This is a genomic window from Affinundibacterium amnicola (assembly GCF_014284275.1).
In the GTDB taxonomy this organism is placed as follows: domain Bacteria; phylum Pseudomonadota; class Gammaproteobacteria; order Burkholderiales; family Burkholderiaceae_D; genus Undibacterium; species Undibacterium amnicola.
In genome coordinates this window covers 203,372-219,335 of record NZ_JACOFU010000004.1, presented here as the reverse complement: position 1 = coordinate 219,335, position 15,964 = coordinate 203,372, and the positions used below count along the sequence as shown (strand labels likewise).

Genomic DNA, 15,964 nt, shown 5'->3' with positions numbered 1-15,964 from the left:
GCGATATTTAAAAAATGAAATCAGCGCGGCCGCGCATTTGTTCTTGTTGTACTAACACACTGAGGAGATAAAATGGATGCATTTATGGGCACGGTATTACCAGTCGCATTTAATTACCCACCACGCGGATGGATGTTTTGTAATGGACAGACCATCCCTATTCAGCAAAATTCAGCAATGTTTGCGTTGTTAGGTACGATGTATGGTGGTGATGGACAGAACACGTTTGCTTTACCTGATTTGCGTGGTCGTGTGATTGTTGGCTCGCAAGGACAAGGTCCTGGATTGGCGAATGTCTCGCAAGGTGAACGAGCAGGCACAAACAATGTCACAGTGATCGCTAATGGCACAGTGAACGTTACTTTGAGTTTGGCGAATTTGCCTGCGCATAATCATCCGGCAACCTTAAACTTGGATACTCTTAGTGCCACCACACATGTCACCGTTGGCGCAGCAACTGCCGGTGGATTTACCGCGGCACCAAATAATGGTGGCTTAACTGCTACCGCAAGTGGTGCGTCTGGCGCAGCGATTTATCTTCCAGCGGGAACAGCGCCTACGAGCCCTGTTGATCTTGGTGGTGTTACAACGACAGTCACAGGTAGCGGCACTGTAACGACTGGCAACACAGGCGCAGGAACACCAGTGGTCGCACCAGTAGTTACCAATGCTACGGTTTCGATCATGCAGCCCTATTTGGGCTTGAATTACATCATTGCAATGGAAGGTATTTTCCCATCACGTAATTAGATCGCTGTAATGCATCTAGGAACAGAGGACTTTTTTGTTAACCAGGTTCCTGTTATTCAAGTCTGACTAGACATTAAAGTTCGCCATAAAAGCCAATGTCAGCTTGACATTGGCTTTTTCTATTTGTGCGTCCGCGAATACTTACTACTTCGCGATCATGTCTGTAGCGCTGCGCTTATAATAGTTCTTTTTGTTAACCTAATGGCGCAGATAGGCGTTTTGTGAATATGAAAACTGTAGGCACCAGATATAAATTGTTTCTTACCACGGTTGTAACGGCGCTGAGCCTCAGTTTAGGTGGCTGCGGTGGTGGGAAAAGTGATTCTGAACTCGCAGTGTATAGCGCTGCCCCGTTTTCACCTGCACCTGTCGCCAGCGACATTCAGACTTTTGCTGGGAAGCGAGAAAACTACACAATTGCAAAATTGAGTGCAGGCTATCTTGTAAACGATATGACAAAGAATAGCGATGTGGTGGTTGTCAAGAATAAAAAACAAATACGCTTTGATGACGTTACTGTCAATTTGACATTGGCCGATTTGCTGAATCAAGTTAGGGCTGAGGATCTTCGTTCTGTCATTGAGCTTTACATCGCGTTTTTTAATCGCGTTCCAGAGGCAGATGGTTTAGCGTACTGGTTGGGCGAGCTACGTGACGGGAAAACACTGGAGCAAATTGCGAATAGTTTTTATCAAGCGGCAATTTACTACTCTTTGCAAACGGACTACTCCGCCAACATGAGTGATCACGACTTTGTGAAAGTTATTTATAAGAACGTGTTAGGGCGAAGTGGAAATTTTGCGCCCTCAGCGACTGAAGTTAATTATTGGGCGAATGAATTGGTGCGGGGTGTCAGTAAGGGCAGCATGATACAAAGTATGTTGAATTCGGCACGCACCTATGCGAATGATCCAGTTTGGAAATTTGTACCCGCTTTACTGGATGGTAAATTACAGGTTGCGATGACGTTTTCAGTCAATCACGCGCTGTCTTATTTAAGTCCAGAACAATCGATTCTGAAAACGATGGCAATTGCGGCGGCGGTAACTTCAGTTAGTACGGCGGAGGCACTCAAATTGGTTCCCGTGAAAGATTTGACTACTAATCTGGTTGCGCCACCGAACGCTACTAATTTTGCGGGTATCTGTACGCCTGAGATGGAGAAGGGCTGGGCGCGAGGGCATTTAGATGATGTTTATTTGTGGTATCGGGACATTGCCGAAGTGACGCAGAATGCACCAATGACCACTTCCGCGTATTTCGATAAGTTGCTCGTGAAAGAAAAAGACCGATTTAGTTTTACTTCCCCTCAGTCTGTCATCGATGATTTTTTTCAATCTGGATCAAGTTATAGCTATGGTTACTCCTTACTCAGACAAGGATCTCGTTTGCGTGTTCTCTTTGTCGAACCCGGCTCTCCTGCTGATTTGGTTGGTTTGAAGCGTGGCGCGACGATCAGCAAAATTGACAATACTTCTCTTGATCAATCTGCAAATGATGCGCAATATGCCGCACTTTATCCTTCAAAAGTTGAGACACATACCTTCGAAATCATCGATTTGGATGGGCGCATTCGGAGCACTTTAATGACTTCAACGTTGGTTGTGAAATCACCAGTGTTAGAGTCCAAAATATTAACTGATAACGGAAAAAAGATTGGCTATATGGTCTTCAATGATCATATTCGTACTGCGGAACAGCCTTTGATTAATTCAATCAGAACCTTTCGTGAGTCGGGTATTAACGAAATCGTGCTTGATTTGCGATACAACGGTGGCGGCTACTTATATATCGCCGACGAACTTGCTGCGATGATTGGTGGTTATAGAACTGCCGGTAGTATCTTCGAGACGTTGATTCATAATGATAAATACCCAGAAAAAACCCAAAATTCAACTTCGTGGTTTTATTCCTATGACACAAATAGTCGCCCATTGCCATGGTTGAATGTACCTAGAGTTTTTATCTTGACGGGTAGTCGTACTTGTTCAGCGAGCGAATCTATCATTAATGGGCTAACACCTTTTATGGAGGTGATTTTGATCGGCGATAAAACCTGTGGAAAACCATATGGTTTCCGACAAAAGAATAATTGCGGAACGGCCTACTTTGCTATTGAGTTTTCCGGTGTAAATGCACTTGGACAAGGAGATTATGTCAATGGTTTTACTCCACAATGTAATGTGGCTGATGATTTGGATCATCTGTTGGGTGATCCAAATGAGAAACGACTAGCGGCCGCAATTAGCTACGTGCATACGGGTAAGTGTCCTGCAGCGACGGGGATGGCAAAGCCCTTTATGCCACCCACACAGATTGAAGAGCGTGATCCATATCCTTGGAGAAATATACGTTTAGTTCAATAGGTCAATAAATTGTAGGGATTAGTCCCCTGTAGTTCTAAGTAATTGCGGGAATTCGTGAGTAATGGATGGAAATAAAAGCTTGCAACAATAGATGCGCTATATTTGAAACCGGTGTGTACAAATACAATGAGCTTGCATTGAATTTCTATTTTGAATACTCAACTGAATATCGCGAACACGCTATTTTCATCGTTCTGTTAACCGACGCTTGTGAAAACACAACGGCTTAGCTCAGCTTTTGTAACTAGTTGCACTGGAGCTTTGGAAATCGTGTAAATTTAAAGTCAAATTTAAGCGACTGGTATTTTCTAGCGACTTTTAATAAACGGCTGGTTTCAGATCTTAGAATGTAAGATGGAAAAGATAATTCTTTCAATTATGAGCTTGCTGTCGATTGTTGTGATGGGAAGCGCTCGCGCAGACATTTTCCGCTGTACCACTGCACAGGGAAAAGTGGTGACTTCTGATCGCCCAATTCCTGAATGTATTAGTCGTGGTATGAAGGTGTATACGGATGCGGGGCGCTTTAAGAAAAATATCGCACCACCATTAAGTACTGAAGAAAAACAAAAAATCGCCGACGAGCAAGAACGCAAACAGCGCGAGCAATTGGCAGAAGAAGAGCGAAAAAGGGAAGAGCGGTATTTGCTGGCACATTATCAAAGTGAAGCGGATGTACAAGCGGCGCGTAAACGTGCTGTTGATGTTTTACTGGATAAGAAACGACTGGCGAATGAACAACTAGAGAATTTCAATCAGCTTTTTCTTGATTTGCAAAAAGAGCTTAGCCAGTCAAAAAGAACGACTCAAGAATTTGAGTCTATCCAACGTCGTGCCAATGATTTATCCAGTAATGTGACTAATACGCGCAAGGCAATGGCTTTTTATGATCAAGAGATTATTCGTATGAATCGTGAGTACGACGACACATTAAAACGTTTCCGTGAAACTGTGGGGCGCAGTCGTCGATAAGTCAACATCAGTTCGCTTGCATCTTTCAATGCGACTGGATCAGCATATTGACTTATTAGCCTAATCCCTCACAACAAATCTGACTTGAAGTACGAGAACGATAATCCTCAATAAAATCATCAAAGCTGCCAGTCTGATTTGCTTCCATCGATGCCTGTTCCGCTAGCGAGTTTGCGGCTAGTTGTTCAAAATAGGCGATTACCTCTGCGCTTGGCGGGTTCGCTCTGAATTGCTCAGCGAAATGAAGACTTTGTTTGAGTGCAAATTGCGCAAAGGAATTCTGGTGCTCGGAGATAGCTGCGAGCACGCGCGCGGAGGGCGTTAAATCTGGGCGCTGTAATTTAAGCGCTTGCTGCGAAAGACTATCTTGGTGCTCGCTGGAATGCGCTTGTTCATCCAGCAGTATCGCAAGTGGTTTCAGCTTTGCCAGAATCTCTTCGCCCCATGCTTGTAAAGAAATCTTCCGACCTTGATTTTGCAACATCAGGCCCGGTTGACGGCCATACTTGACAGTCGCGGCAAAATTATCCAGGTTCTCTTGACCTTCAACTGGATTCGTCAGTCGACTTTCATCGAGTGCGCAGAATAACAAGAATGCATCCAAGAAACGCGAGCTTTCCAGATTGATGCCTAATGGTTCAAACGGATCAACGTCCATGCAACGTACTTCAATGTATTGCACGCCACGCGCACACAATGCCTCGACTGGACGTTCGCCAGTTTTGATCACCCGTTTAGGACGGATGGTTGCGTAAAACTCGTTTTCAATTTGCAGTACATTGCTATTGATTTGCATCCACTCGCCATCTTTTTTAATCCCCAAATCGGCGTACGGTGGATATGGTTTTCTTACCGCAATCGATAAGCTGCGCATGTAATCGAGCAGATTGTTATAAGGCGGCACCAAACCATCTTGCACATTATTTTGATAGCCCAGATCACTCATACGCAGACTGGTAGCGTAGGGTAAATACAAAGTGTCTTCAGACAAGGTATCGAGATTATGTTGGCGTCCGCGTAAAAAGCTTTTTGATAGTGCTGGAGAGGCGCCAAACAAATACATTAATAGCCAACTGTAACGATGGAAATTACGGATCAATGCGATATAACTTTCGGACTGAAAATCTTGCGCGCTACGCGTATCGCCTTCTGCTTTTGCGATAAGTTTCCAAAGATCTTCTGATAGTGAATAGTTATAGTGTATGCCAGCAATACACTGCATGCTTTTGCCATAGCGCAGTGCCAAACCTCGACGATAAACATGCTTGATCATGCCGATATGCGACTTGCCATACCAAGCAATTGGAATGTCTTTTTCTGAGGGTAATTCGCAAGGAATAGAATTATTCCACAGCATCTCATCGTTTAACTTGGTGTAGCTGAAACGGTGGATTGCGTCGAGCTTGTCTAAGGCAATTGAAATATCTTGTTCTGCTGGTGTGATGAATTCTAGTAAAGACTCTGAATAGTCGGTTGTGATCAATGGATTGGTCAACGCCGAACCCAGCGCAAGCGGATGTGCCGTCAGCATCAATTTACCTTGCGCATCGACACGCAAAGTCTCTCGCTCTATCCCACGTAAACCTTGCTGTAAGAGTGGCAAGTGCGCTGGAGTTTGGATGAGGTGAAGACGTTGTTTGAGTAAATGACTGATAGGGCTATTCAAGTTAAGCATCCTTTGCTTGTAGTGTATCGGAGGCGAACAATGATCGACTAGATAAAGTACGCATAGGATAGCCGAAATTTGGAAAACGCATATTCTCCCTCAATTTTCTACCTTCGCCTGAGCCAAAGCGCCTCCTTTGATCTAACACAAGAAAATAAGAGCGAAAAATTTCCCCATCGTGATAAGGCCAATCTTTGTGATGGCATCTGCATAAGATCGTGTTTGCCGGTGGTTGATCTCGCTGCTGGACAGGTTTTATTGCTTACAGCGCGAGCCAACTAGTTTAAGATCTCAGCTTTGTAAAAATAGCTTAATGAGCAGGAATAGGATTTTGAATGACTAGTGTATGTGGCTTGGATTTTGGTACCTCAAATTCGACGGTGGGCTTCCATGATGGATCCCAGGTCAGACTATTGGATTTAGAAGACCAAAAAGCAACCTTGCCTTCGGTAATTTTCTTTAATGCCGATCTTGATGAAATTAGCTACGGACGAGCTGCCTTAGGCGCTTATCTAGATGGTTATGAAGGGCGCTTAATGCGTTCTATGAAAAGTTTATTAGGGACGTCCTTAATCGAAGGACATACCGAAGTGCAGGGACGGCGTCTCGCTTACAAGCAGCTGTTATCTCAATATATCGCCGAGTTAAAACAACGAGCAGAATTGGCAGCACAAAGTCGATTTGAATGCGCAGTATTTGGGCGTCCGGTTTTTTTTATTGATGATAATCCTGCCGCCGACAAAAAAGCAGAGCAGACGTTGCGTGAGATTGCGATTGATGCAGGGTTTAAAGAGATCGCATTTCAATATGAACCAATTGCTGCGGCATTAGATTACGAATCACGTATTGAGCAAGAGGAACTGGTGCTCGTGGTGGATATCGGTGGTGGTACCGCAGATTTTTCGGTGATCCGTTTATCTCCTGAGCGGCGGAATAAAATTGAACGTCAATCCGATATTTTGAGCAATACCGGTGTGCATATTGGTGGCACCGATTTCGACAAATATTTGAGCCTGCAACAGTTAATGCCATTGTTGGGTATGGGCGGAAGGCTCAGCAATGGTATCGAAATGCCTTCGGCAAATTATTTCAATTTGGCGACTTGGCACACGATCAATTTGGTGTATTCGCAAAAAGTAGTACGCGAGATCCAAGATATCAGTCGCGATATTAATGATCCCAACTTGCGCTACCGTTGCGCCTGTTTTTTACAGTTAATAGAACAGCGCGATGGACATTGGCTGGCATTGAAAGCGGAAGAGGCCAAAATTCGCTTAAGTGATGCAGAAATGGTACAGATCAGTTTAGAGCGATTGTGTAGTAAAGATGACCGTTCGCAACAACACGTTTTATCGATGGATAGAGCACAGCTTGATGCTGCAATCGCCCCCTTATTTGCACAACTGAATAAGACGATTGTTGATGCCATTAGTCATGCAGGTATTGACGGTTCGCAGATCACCACAGTGTTTTTCACTGGCGGTGCAAGTGGAATACGTGGCTTACGCCAAGACATAAAAACGTTGTTGCCAAACGCAAAAATGGTGCAAGGCGACGTGTTCGGTAGCATTGGCGCTGGCTTGGCATGGGATGCGAAACGACGCTTTAACGAAATTTAAAATATCTTTGTCAAGATGAGCTTCAAGCAAAGTGGTTTGCAAAACAACTACGATGAAGACTGTTGTAAAGATGCTCCTAATTTGTTGTTGCATGGAAAGGCGGTTGCGATATACTGAAAATACTTTGTTAGCGTGAGTTTCCATGAAATGGAGGCAGCATGTCGGAACAGTTGGATGATGACGAGATACTGATCGAAGAAGACCTTGAAAGCGAGGTGCTTGCGAATATCTCGCAACGTACTTGGAAAATCGCGATTGTCGATGACGATGAAGATGTGCATCGCGCCACAGAGTTTTCTTTGCTTGACGTCAAAATATTGAATCGTCGCCTTGAGTTTATTCATACCTATTCCAAAGCAGAAACCCACGAACGCTTTGCCGTCGAATCCGATATCGCGGTGGTCTTATTAGATGTCGTGATGGAGACTGAACATGCAGGTTTAGATCTGGTGTGTTTTATTCGCGATGAACTCAAATGGCGCGACACCCGTATCATTTTACGCACCGGTCAACCTGGTTATGCACCAGAGGAAGACGCGATTCGCGACTATGATATCAATGATTACAAAACGAAGAACGAACTCACACGCAAAAAATTATTGACTGCATTGACAGCGGCAATTCGTTCGTACGACCAATTGCGCACAATAGAAGCCAGTCGTCGCGGTCTGCATCAAATTATTACTTCCAGTGCGGCTTTCTCCATGCAAGATGGGATTGAGGGTTTTGCTTCTGGGGTGATCACCCAAATTGCCGCCTTATGCGGGGTTCCTTCTGAAGGCCTATTGTGCGCCCAGTGCGATGAAGCGCTGCAATTTGATAATAGTTTTCGCTATAGCGTGATTGCTTCGGCAGGACATTACCGTAGCCTGATGAATCGCCCAATTGACGAGATCGATAATCCGGTGATCCGTGATTCTTTGCGTCGCGCATTGTCAGAGAGAACTTCCTTGTTCGAAGAACATAACATGACCCTGTATTTTTCTGGCAGGGGCAAGCGGGCGATCGCTGCGTTCATCGAATTACCTTACGCCTTATCGTCGATTGATCAACAATTACTAGAGATCTTTTGTTTCAATTTAGGCGTGTGTCTGGATAATCTTGGTTTGGTTAGTCAGCTCAAGAATTACGCATTCCGAGATCAGTTGTTGATGTTGCCGAATCGTTTGCGCTTTATTGAACAAATTGGTTCAGCAATTGAAAAGCGCAGCCCTGATCAAATGGTGGTCTTAATTGATATCGATGATTTTGCAGAAATCAACGATGTACTCGGACACCGTTACGGTGATCTGTTACTGCGCGCAGTGGCGACGCGTTTGCAGCATGCTTTAGGTGATCAGGCTTTCTTGGCGCGAGTTGGTGGCGATGTTTTCGGCCTCTTGGGTAAAGCCCAAATACTGCAACCATTTGAATTACAAAAGCTCTTCATTGATCCGTTTATTATTGACGACACTTCGCATGCAGTGTCGATGTCGATGGGTATGGTCGCACTGGATTCCTATACACAGTCCGGTGCCGATGTGCTGAAAGACGCCAGCATCGCATTGAAACGAACCAAGGCCTATCAGCGTGGCTCGTATACTTTATTCACGCGCGAGATGGGGATTGAAATTCGTGAACGCGCGATGTTGATGCAGCACTTGCATAAAGCATTTGATGCTGAGCGTTTATATCTGATGTATCAACCACAAATCGATCTGAAGAATCGTCGTGTATTGGGATTTGAAGCGTTGTTGCGCTGGCGTACTGACGATGGACAAATGATCCCGCCTGCAGATTTTATTCCGCTGGCTGAACATTCTGGCTTGATCATTAGCCTAGGTGCATGGGTGTTACGTACCGCTTGTTTCACGATGATGCAATTGCTAGATAAAGGATTCCAGTTGGATCGTATTGCGGTCAATGTCTCGGTGATCCAGTTCCGTCAGCCTGATTTTTTTGATCTGGTCGAGAGTGCTTTACGCGATAGTGGATTAGCACCGCACTTTCTTGAGCTCGAGATCACAGAGTCGATGACGATGAGCGGCGCAGGTTTGTTCGAAGAATCGCTTGCACGTCTTAAAACTCTGGGCTTACAGATTGCAATCGATGATTTTGGAACAGGCTTTTCGTCTTTGAGCTATCTAGATAAACTACCTGTTGATCGCTTGAAAATTGATCGTGCTTTTGTGATGCAAATAGACACAGAGAATGGTCCTCGTATCGCAGAATTAATCACCCAACTAGGAAAGAAACTTGGCCTGCAAATTATCGCCGAGGGCATAGAAAGCGAATTGCATTTAGAAGTTTTACAGAAACTAGGTTGTGACGAAGGTCAGGGTTTTTTGATTGCACGCCCGATGTTAGAGAGTGCAATCGAACCATGGTTGCGTGAGTGGAAATAAGTGTTGCCAAACTCCGCGTGATGCATGGTGACTCCTTGGTCGTTTCTTATGTTACTACTTTGCTGTCATGAACTCCTGATAGCCTTTTGCGCGTAATTCGCAAGCTGGGCAAGTGCCGCAACCGTGGCCCCACGCATGCATTTGACCGCGCTCGCCCAAATAGCAGGTGTGGGTATCATGGCGAATTAAATCGACTAAGTCTTTACCGCCGAGGCGTTCAGCCAGGCGCCATGATTCTGCTTTATCTATCCACATTAGTGGTGTTTCTATATTGAGACGACTTGCCATGCCTAAATTGATGGCGACTTGCAAGGCCTTTAAACTGTCGTCGCGACAATCAGGGTAACCCGAGAAATCTGTTTCGCACATACCACCGACTAAAACCCCAAGTTGGCGACGGTAAGCCAGTGTCGCCGCAACCAGCATAAACATTAAGTTCCGGCCAGGAACAAAAGTATTTGGCAAACCATTCTCTTGCATTTGGATCGCAATATTTTCTGTCATCGCGGTTTGCGATAGCTGTGAGATTAATGACAGATCCAGTAGATGATCTTCGCCTAATCGATGATCCCAATCGGCAGATAAACCACGTATTTTTTGTAAGAGCTGCGGCCGCATAGTGAGTTCAATGGCGTGTCGCTGGCCATAATCAAAGCCGATGGTTTCTACGTGTTGATAGCGACTTAGTGCCCATGCGAGGCAAGTGGTGGAGTCTTGTCCGCCACTGAATAAAACGAGAGCGCGCTGATTTTCTATTGTCATTTTTTGTTTTTAAAAAATAGTAGTGATAGTGTCTTGAATGCTTACCTGAAGCTTACTTGTAGCTTACTTTAAGCTTATTTTAAGCTCACGCAAAGCTTGTTTACTTAGGCTTTAAAGTTAGCAATCAATCTGATTTCGTGATTGATATAATTTTCTGTTCTAATACATCGCCATTGCTATCCTGAAAGCGAACCTGTACTGGGTAATAATCTAAATCGATTGCCAGCCATAGTTCGATACGCTGTCCTTGTGCGTCGGCAGGAGGTGCTTTAACGATATGCATTACATTGAGTTCACCAAGTGCGGTTCGAATTTTCATTAAGTCGACTAACTTAAATACCCATGGATCTGCATCGCGCGAACCGGCAACAAACATCGACCATTCTTGTCCAGATTTATGTTGAACATGTTGATTCTGCATCAAGGCAACTAACTGCCAAGTCGCACTTAAGCGATCTTGCTCGCCGCCCTGAATAGGATATTTTAATTCTGATTCAGAGAAGTGAATGACCTTTTGTTCGCGATCGAAATACGTCGTTACCTCACTCCGGCGAAAACGTTTTTCTTGAAAGCGATCTGGAGCAAGTCCGAAATCTTGTATGCTTCCATGACTGCTACTGATCAAAATTTTTCCAAGAACAGCCACTTTCGTTTCTGAATTTAAGCGGTATTGCGTAGCCTTTGAATCTTGCGGCTTAAGTTGCCAACGCACTTTGGCTTCACCAGTCAAAGGAATACCTTTTTGCGTCGATTTCAGACTGTATATGAGTTCTGCAGAGGGCGCGAGTTTGAATTTCTCTGCTTGCGCTGACATCGGGAAAAATGTCGAGGTGAGGCAAATGAACAGAGTGATTAATGAATTAATGCGCATGTCGATTAGTTTTCATTGCTAAATTTCTGCTTGATCATCGTGACGACTTGATTTGTCACAGTGCCGTTGCTTTCTGTATTTCGGATTTGTACCGGATACCAACCTAAGGTGGGTGCTAGCCAGATGTCTAATTGTGAATTGTAAAATCCTGGCTTGGGTGGACGTGTAATGTGAACCGTCATGAGTTTTCCTGTATCCGTATCTAGTTTGCTGTCAATTTCTTCCTCGCCAATCACGCGAAACAGAAATGGTGTGGCATCGCGTCCTTCTGCAACTTGTATGGAGAACTCTTTTCCTGCAGCGAGTTGACTTGCATCAGCAGCACCAATTGCCGCCAATTGCATCAAAATACTCGCCGCATCTTGCGCGCCATTTTCCATGCCGACTTTTTTGTTGGAAGATGAGAAGCTGATGGTCTTATCCTGATGGTTGAAATGGATTGCAGTTGCCGCGCGTGTTTTACGAATATCCTGACTCAGGACTGGCATTAGCCCATAGATATCGGTATAGCCTTCACTGGTAATGGTTAAGAGATTAAGCGTAGTGATCAGGAGATTCATTCCAACTTCAATAGAAATTTTATATTTCTCGTTGAAGCGCTCCCACAATAAGACACCAACGCCTGTAGTCGGGCTCGCGTTGACTTTTGTGTGTGACACTTCCATTTGTAGTTCAGCAGATTTCGGAAAACTCAAAGAAAACGTCGGTGTAGCAGCTGCATCTGAGGGGATTGCTAGGTCTTCTGGAGTCACTGGCATCTCGACGACGCTTGAATGACTTGCTTCCTGAATTTCTGGTTCTTTTTCTATAAGCTCTGGCGAGTTTTCAACTTGCTTGGCTAGGGTATCGGCCCCAGATTTTGTCGTAATCGTTGGTTTTCGCTTTGAATGAACGATAGGTTTTTCTGATGGAGGTTCAGATTGGGCTGGTTCGACAATTTCGGCATCGGGACGTAAATGTACGGTGACTGTCGGTGTGAACTCCGGTGACTGGGATGGGCTTAAAACCTTCCACGAGGCTGACTCCAGCAACATAATATGCAGTAAGATAGTCGCGAGAACGAATAGCCAAGTACTTAACTTGGCAAAATGTCGTTTGAAAGGGAGTTGAAAAGAATCTTGGTGCATACGCATAGTGTAATCGTTCTGGCTTAATCTTGCGATAAGCTACACTGTGATTTTGGGAACGCTTTGCAGCTTCCCGAATTCGTTTTGTTTGGTATAGATCATTTCGTCATTCTTGAGACTTAACCGCGTTTATTTTGACCTTCACTATAGGAGAGGCAATTATGCAAAATCCCTTTCAACAAACAGCCGGCAGTAATGTGAATGATCCGTTGGCATTTGTCAAAAAACTGTGGGGAGATATGCAATTGCCAGGCATGGTGACGCCGACATTGTCTGTTGATGAACTCGATAAACAAATCAAGGATTTAAAGACGGTCGAATCTTGGTTGGTTGTTAACATGAATATGTTAAAAGGAACAATCCAGGCATTGGAAGTGCAACGAGCAACGATTGCCGCACTAAAGACGATGGGAGAAAGTTTTTCGCAGGCGGCAAATGCTTCGCAGAGTGCCGCACCCAATAGCGCTGCACAGGCCGACACGACACATGACTGGCCGATGCACACCAATAAGGAGGCGGCATCCTCGTCCGCTTTTAATGCAACGACATCGTCCGCTGCCGTGCGTGAACCGACGGTCGAAGAGAACGAGGAAAGCGACGAGGATGAAGAATTTGACGCCCCTGTGGAAGTGACACCGAAAGAAGAGGAAAAGCCTGTTCCTGAGGATGCCCCGATACAGGCTAGTCGTTCAGACAGTCCTGCATTTCATAACCCAGCCGCATGGTGGACGGTATTGCAAGATCAATTTAAGCAAGCTCTGAGTCATGCGATGAAAGATGAGGAAAAACCGACCGATCTTCAGCCAGAAGCGAACGGTGGTTCTGTACCTAAGCGGGCAGCAGCTAAGCCACGTACAAAAGCTGGCGCAACAAAACCAAGTACATCGTCGGCCGCCGCTGCGAAGAAAGTAGGAGTCAAGTCTGGCGCAAAGAAAGCCACTGCACCTAAGACTGTCGCCAAAACCGCAGCTCGGCCTTTAGCCAAGACGCCTTCCCGCTCTGCCGCTAAAGTGGCGACTAAAACTGGCGCGAAAATGACTGGAAAAACGACAGGGAAAACATCTGTTCGCAAATAATTCAGCATTGTTTAAATAACGCTGCTGAATTATTTTACGAAATTATTTTATGAAATTATTTGATAGATTCATGCAATAAATTGAGCAGATCTGCTGATTCAAAAAACGGATTATTGTCCATTGCCTAATGCTTTTTCAATGGCAGCAACCAATCCTTTGTTTTCTGGTGTGGTGGTGCTCGCATAGGCTGCTAACACTTTGCCGTTACGGTCAATCAGGTATTTGTAAAAATTCCATTTTGGTGTGGTGTTGGTGGCTTTGATTAACTGCGCATAAAATGGATTGACTTCATCGCCACGCACAGAGGACTTAGCGAACATAGGAAACTTCACACCGTAAGTATTGAAGCAAAAGTCGGCAATTTCTTTGCTGCTGCCAGGCTCTTGTTTGCCGAAGTCATTGGACGGGAAGCCGAGCACAACCAAGCCCTGCGATTGATACTTCGCATACAAAGCCTCTAAGCCCTCGTATTGCTTGGTGAAACCACAGTAGCTCGCAGTATTGACAACCAAGGCGACTTTGCCTTTGTATTGGCACAAATTTTGGGGTGCATCGTCTTGCAATCGATTAAAACTATGCTGTAAAACTTCTGGGCAGCTTTCAGTTTGCGCATGAACGACAGTCGTCGATGAAAAAAATAGCGCGCTAAGAATAAGTAATTTTGATAGAGAAAACATATTGCCTCCTGATGATAATGATTAAAATTCTGATAAAGCCTAGTATTGAAACTTTGATTACTAGACAAATCTGAACACAGCAACCGTGGTGCGTGATGAGACTATCTTAGCGTAAATTGGCGGCGCCTGCCCTTACTGGTTGAGGCCGTGATTTGCTGATTACGCCATCGCACGTTAAAGTGATAAACAATGAACAGAACTTTAGCATCTTGACCAAACCATATAGATTTGAAAATGATTCAAAACCACATACCAAAATTTGAAGAAAAGCTTTGCGAAGCAACGGAATTAGCACAACGGGTGCAGCAACTACCAACACCCGTTGTGATGACGAATGGCGTGTTTGACCTATTGCATCGTGGTCACGTGACTTATCTGGCACAAGCTAAGGCCTTAGGTGGATCATTGATTGTTGCTGTCAATACCGATGCCTCGGTGCGGCGATTAGGGAAGGGCGATGACAGACCGATCAATGCCTGTGCCGACAGAATGGCAGTGCTGGCAGCCTTAGAGTCCGTTGATCTGGTAGTCGCATTTGATCATGACACCGCATTGGAAACGGTACAGTTGGCGCGCCCCGATATTTATGTGAAAGGGGGCGATTATGATATGCATCGCATTCCAGAGGGACAAGCTGTGTTGGCATATGGTGGAAAAGTAGCGGCAATCAATTTTGAACATGATCGCTCCACTACAAAAACATTGCAAAAGTTGCGTCGTCGTCCAGAGTAAAGCAAATCAATGTCACCTCGATACATGGATTAACAAAATTGTGCCGTTTAGTAATTCTTTTAACTCACTGACTTAGAAGCCTACGATGCAACAAGTAAAAGCGATGTTGGCAGCTTTACGCGAGAACTATTTACGTGATCTGCCTGGTCATATTGATGACATTGAGCAATTGTTATTGCAGCTTGAACGTGAGGGTTTTCAACTTCCCTTATGCCAGGAAATGTATCGACAAGTGCATAGCTTGAAGGGGAGTGGTGGTACTTATGGAATGAGTTTTATTAGTGATGTGTGCCATCCAATGGAGGACTTACTGAGCCATTTAATTGAGCACCCTGTGGCAATTGAGCATGGCTTCGTTAGCGCAGCACTGGCATATATAGATTTGTTACGTAAAGCTTGTTTTAGCTACTCAGCACAGCTTGATCCTGGCGTAGAAATGCAGCTGGCGCTATCTCAATTGCGGTTACGCGCTTCAAACAAGGCGTACTCTGCTTTGTTAGTCGAATCATCCGAAGTGTTGACCAGTGTGTTACGAGATATTTTACAAGAAGCTGGTTTTAGAATTGAGATGGCGAATGATGGCTATGTTGCCCTTGGGCGCGTGCTAGCAGAGCATTTTGATTTGCTGATCACCGGATTGGAAATTCCAAGGTTGAATGGAATTGCCTTAATCAGTGCGATTCAAAAATCAGGAGGGCGGGTTGCTAAAACAAATACCGTACTCTTAACCACCTCAGATCACCTCGATCCTCATGTGCACCCTGATTTTGTTCTACAGAAAAATGCCAGTTTAAAAAGTAAATTTCGTGCGTGTATTGAGAGCACAATTCAGCGTGCTACCATACACAAACTGACGCAATATTGATATGACTGTTGACTTGAATTTTGTTGGAACAATGTGTGGCTTTGTGAACTACTTTTTTTGGATCGCGAATATAAATTTTCGCCATTAACTTGAAGCC

General features: G+C 44.7%; 13 protein-coding genes. 8 read left to right on the top strand and 5 right to left on the bottom strand.

All coding sequences use genetic code 11. The features are described 5' to 3' along the window. Nucleotides 1-72 precede the first annotated feature (72 nt). From H8K33_RS11545 to H8K33_RS11535, 3 genes are all read left to right on the top strand, one after another. On the top strand, nucleotides 73-750 hold the full coding sequence (locus tag H8K33_RS11545; protein ID WP_186891186.1) for a phage tail protein: 678 nt from the start codon (nucleotides 73-75) through the stop codon (nucleotides 748-750). A gap of 227 nt (nucleotides 751-977) precedes the next feature. Next, nucleotides 978-3,116: a DUF4214 domain-containing protein gene (locus H8K33_RS11540; RefSeq protein ID WP_186891185.1), complete on the top strand. Its 2,139-nt coding sequence runs from the start codon at nucleotides 978-980 to the stop codon at nucleotides 3,114-3,116. Between the two features lie 354 nt (nucleotides 3,117-3,470). After that, a complete protein-coding gene (locus H8K33_RS11535; RefSeq protein WP_186891184.1) occupies nucleotides 3,471-4,088 on the top strand; it encodes a hypothetical protein in 618 nt (205 codons plus the stop codon). Between the two features lie 55 nt (nucleotides 4,089-4,143). On the opposite strand, the gene gshA is transcribed toward H8K33_RS11535, so the two are convergent. Continuing rightward, a complete protein-coding gene (gshA, locus tag H8K33_RS11530) occupies nucleotides 4,144-5,742 on the bottom strand; it encodes a glutamate--cysteine ligase (RefSeq protein ID WP_186891349.1) in 1,599 nt (532 codons plus the stop codon). Nucleotides 5,743-6,089: 347 nt separating this feature from the next. On the opposite strand from gshA, the gene H8K33_RS11525 reads away from it, so the two are divergent. Both H8K33_RS11525 and H8K33_RS11520 read left to right on the top strand, forming a co-directional pair. Continuing rightward, nucleotides 6,090-7,373 carry an Hsp70 family protein gene (locus H8K33_RS11525; RefSeq protein WP_186891183.1) on the top strand — a complete coding sequence of 428 codons (1,284 nt, stop codon included), beginning with the start codon at nucleotides 6,090-6,092 and terminating at the stop codon, nucleotides 7,371-7,373. 158 nt (nucleotides 7,374-7,531) lie between these two features. After that, nucleotides 7,532-9,757 carry a bifunctional diguanylate cyclase/phosphodiesterase gene (locus H8K33_RS11520; protein WP_186891182.1) on the top strand — a complete coding sequence of 742 codons (2,226 nt, stop codon included), beginning with the start codon at nucleotides 7,532-7,534 and terminating at the stop codon, nucleotides 9,755-9,757. Between the two features lie 54 nt (nucleotides 9,758-9,811). On the opposite strand, the gene queC is transcribed toward H8K33_RS11520, so the two are convergent. From queC to H8K33_RS11505, 3 genes are all read right to left on the bottom strand, one after another. After that, nucleotides 9,812-10,519 (bottom strand): 7-cyano-7-deazaguanine synthase QueC, encoded by a 708-nt coding sequence (queC, locus tag H8K33_RS11515; RefSeq protein ID WP_186891181.1) that lies wholly within the window; start codon nucleotides 10,517-10,519, stop codon nucleotides 9,812-9,814. A gap of 124 nt (nucleotides 10,520-10,643) precedes the next feature. Further along, a complete protein-coding gene (locus tag H8K33_RS11510) occupies nucleotides 10,644-11,390 on the bottom strand; it encodes a DUF3108 domain-containing protein (protein ID WP_186891180.1) in 747 nt (248 codons plus the stop codon). Nucleotides 11,391-11,395: 5 nt separating this feature from the next. Continuing rightward, a complete protein-coding gene (locus H8K33_RS11505; protein ID WP_222613393.1) occupies nucleotides 11,396-12,523 on the bottom strand; it encodes a DUF3108 domain-containing protein in 1,128 nt (375 codons plus the stop codon). A gap of 155 nt (nucleotides 12,524-12,678) precedes the next feature. Between H8K33_RS11505 and H8K33_RS11500 the strand changes: the two genes are divergently transcribed. Then, on the top strand, nucleotides 12,679-13,593 hold the full coding sequence (locus H8K33_RS11500) for a PhaM family polyhydroxyalkanoate granule multifunctional regulatory protein (RefSeq protein WP_186891178.1): 915 nt from the start codon (nucleotides 12,679-12,681) through the stop codon (nucleotides 13,591-13,593). 110 nt (nucleotides 13,594-13,703) lie between these two features. On the opposite strand, the gene H8K33_RS11495 is transcribed toward H8K33_RS11500, so the two are convergent. Continuing rightward, the gene (locus H8K33_RS11495) at nucleotides 13,704-14,270 is read right to left on the bottom strand and encodes a glutathione peroxidase (RefSeq protein ID WP_186891177.1); all 567 of its coding nucleotides are present in this window, start codon (nucleotides 14,268-14,270) and stop codon (nucleotides 13,704-13,706) included. A 249-nt stretch (nucleotides 14,271-14,519) separates the two neighbouring features. Here H8K33_RS11495 and rfaE2 point away from each other — a divergent pair, with 249 nt between their 5' ends. Together rfaE2 and H8K33_RS11485 are read left to right on the top strand one after the other, a co-directional pair. Continuing rightward, nucleotides 14,520-15,002, top strand: coding sequence for a D-glycero-beta-D-manno-heptose 1-phosphate adenylyltransferase (rfaE2, locus tag H8K33_RS11490; RefSeq protein WP_186891348.1), 483 nt, complete (start codon nucleotides 14,520-14,522; stop codon nucleotides 15,000-15,002). Between the two features lie 85 nt (nucleotides 15,003-15,087). Then, a complete protein-coding gene (locus H8K33_RS11485; RefSeq protein WP_186891176.1) occupies nucleotides 15,088-15,867 on the top strand; it encodes an Hpt domain-containing protein in 780 nt (259 codons plus the stop codon). Nucleotides 15,868-15,964 lie beyond the last annotated feature (97 nt).

What these genes read in the sequence shown, in the direction of transcription:
- H8K33_RS11545 (WP_186891186.1), top strand. Translation starts at nt 73, where the DNA reads ATGGATGCATTTATGGGCACGGTATTACCAGTCGCATTTAATTACCCA.
- H8K33_RS11500 (WP_186891178.1), top strand. Translation starts at nt 12,679, where the DNA reads ATGCAAAATCCCTTTCAACAAACAGCCGGCAGTAATGTGAATGATCCG.
- H8K33_RS11505 (WP_222613393.1), bottom strand. Translation starts at nt 12,523, where the DNA reads ATGCGTATGCACCAAGATTCTTTTCAACTCCCTTTCAAACGACATTTT.
- H8K33_RS11510 (WP_186891180.1), bottom strand. Translation starts at nt 11,390, where the DNA reads ATGCGCATTAATTCATTAATCACTCTGTTCATTTGCCTCACCTCGACA.
- H8K33_RS11520 (WP_186891182.1), top strand. Translation starts at nt 7,532, where the DNA reads ATGTCGGAACAGTTGGATGATGACGAGATACTGATCGAAGAAGACCTT.
- H8K33_RS11540 (WP_186891185.1), top strand. Translation starts at nt 978, where the DNA reads ATGAAAACTGTAGGCACCAGATATAAATTGTTTCTTACCACGGTTGTA.
- H8K33_RS11495 (WP_186891177.1), bottom strand. Translation starts at nt 14,270, where the DNA reads ATGTTTTCTCTATCAAAATTACTTATTCTTAGCGCGCTATTTTTTTCA.
- queC (WP_186891181.1), bottom strand. Translation starts at nt 10,519, where the DNA reads ATGACAATAGAAAATCAGCGCGCTCTCGTTTTATTCAGTGGCGGACAA.
- H8K33_RS11485 (WP_186891176.1), top strand. Translation starts at nt 15,088, where the DNA reads ATGCAACAAGTAAAAGCGATGTTGGCAGCTTTACGCGAGAACTATTTA.
- H8K33_RS11535 (WP_186891184.1), top strand. Translation starts at nt 3,471, where the DNA reads ATGGAAAAGATAATTCTTTCAATTATGAGCTTGCTGTCGATTGTTGTG.
- H8K33_RS11525 (WP_186891183.1), top strand. Translation starts at nt 6,090, where the DNA reads ATGACTAGTGTATGTGGCTTGGATTTTGGTACCTCAAATTCGACGGTG.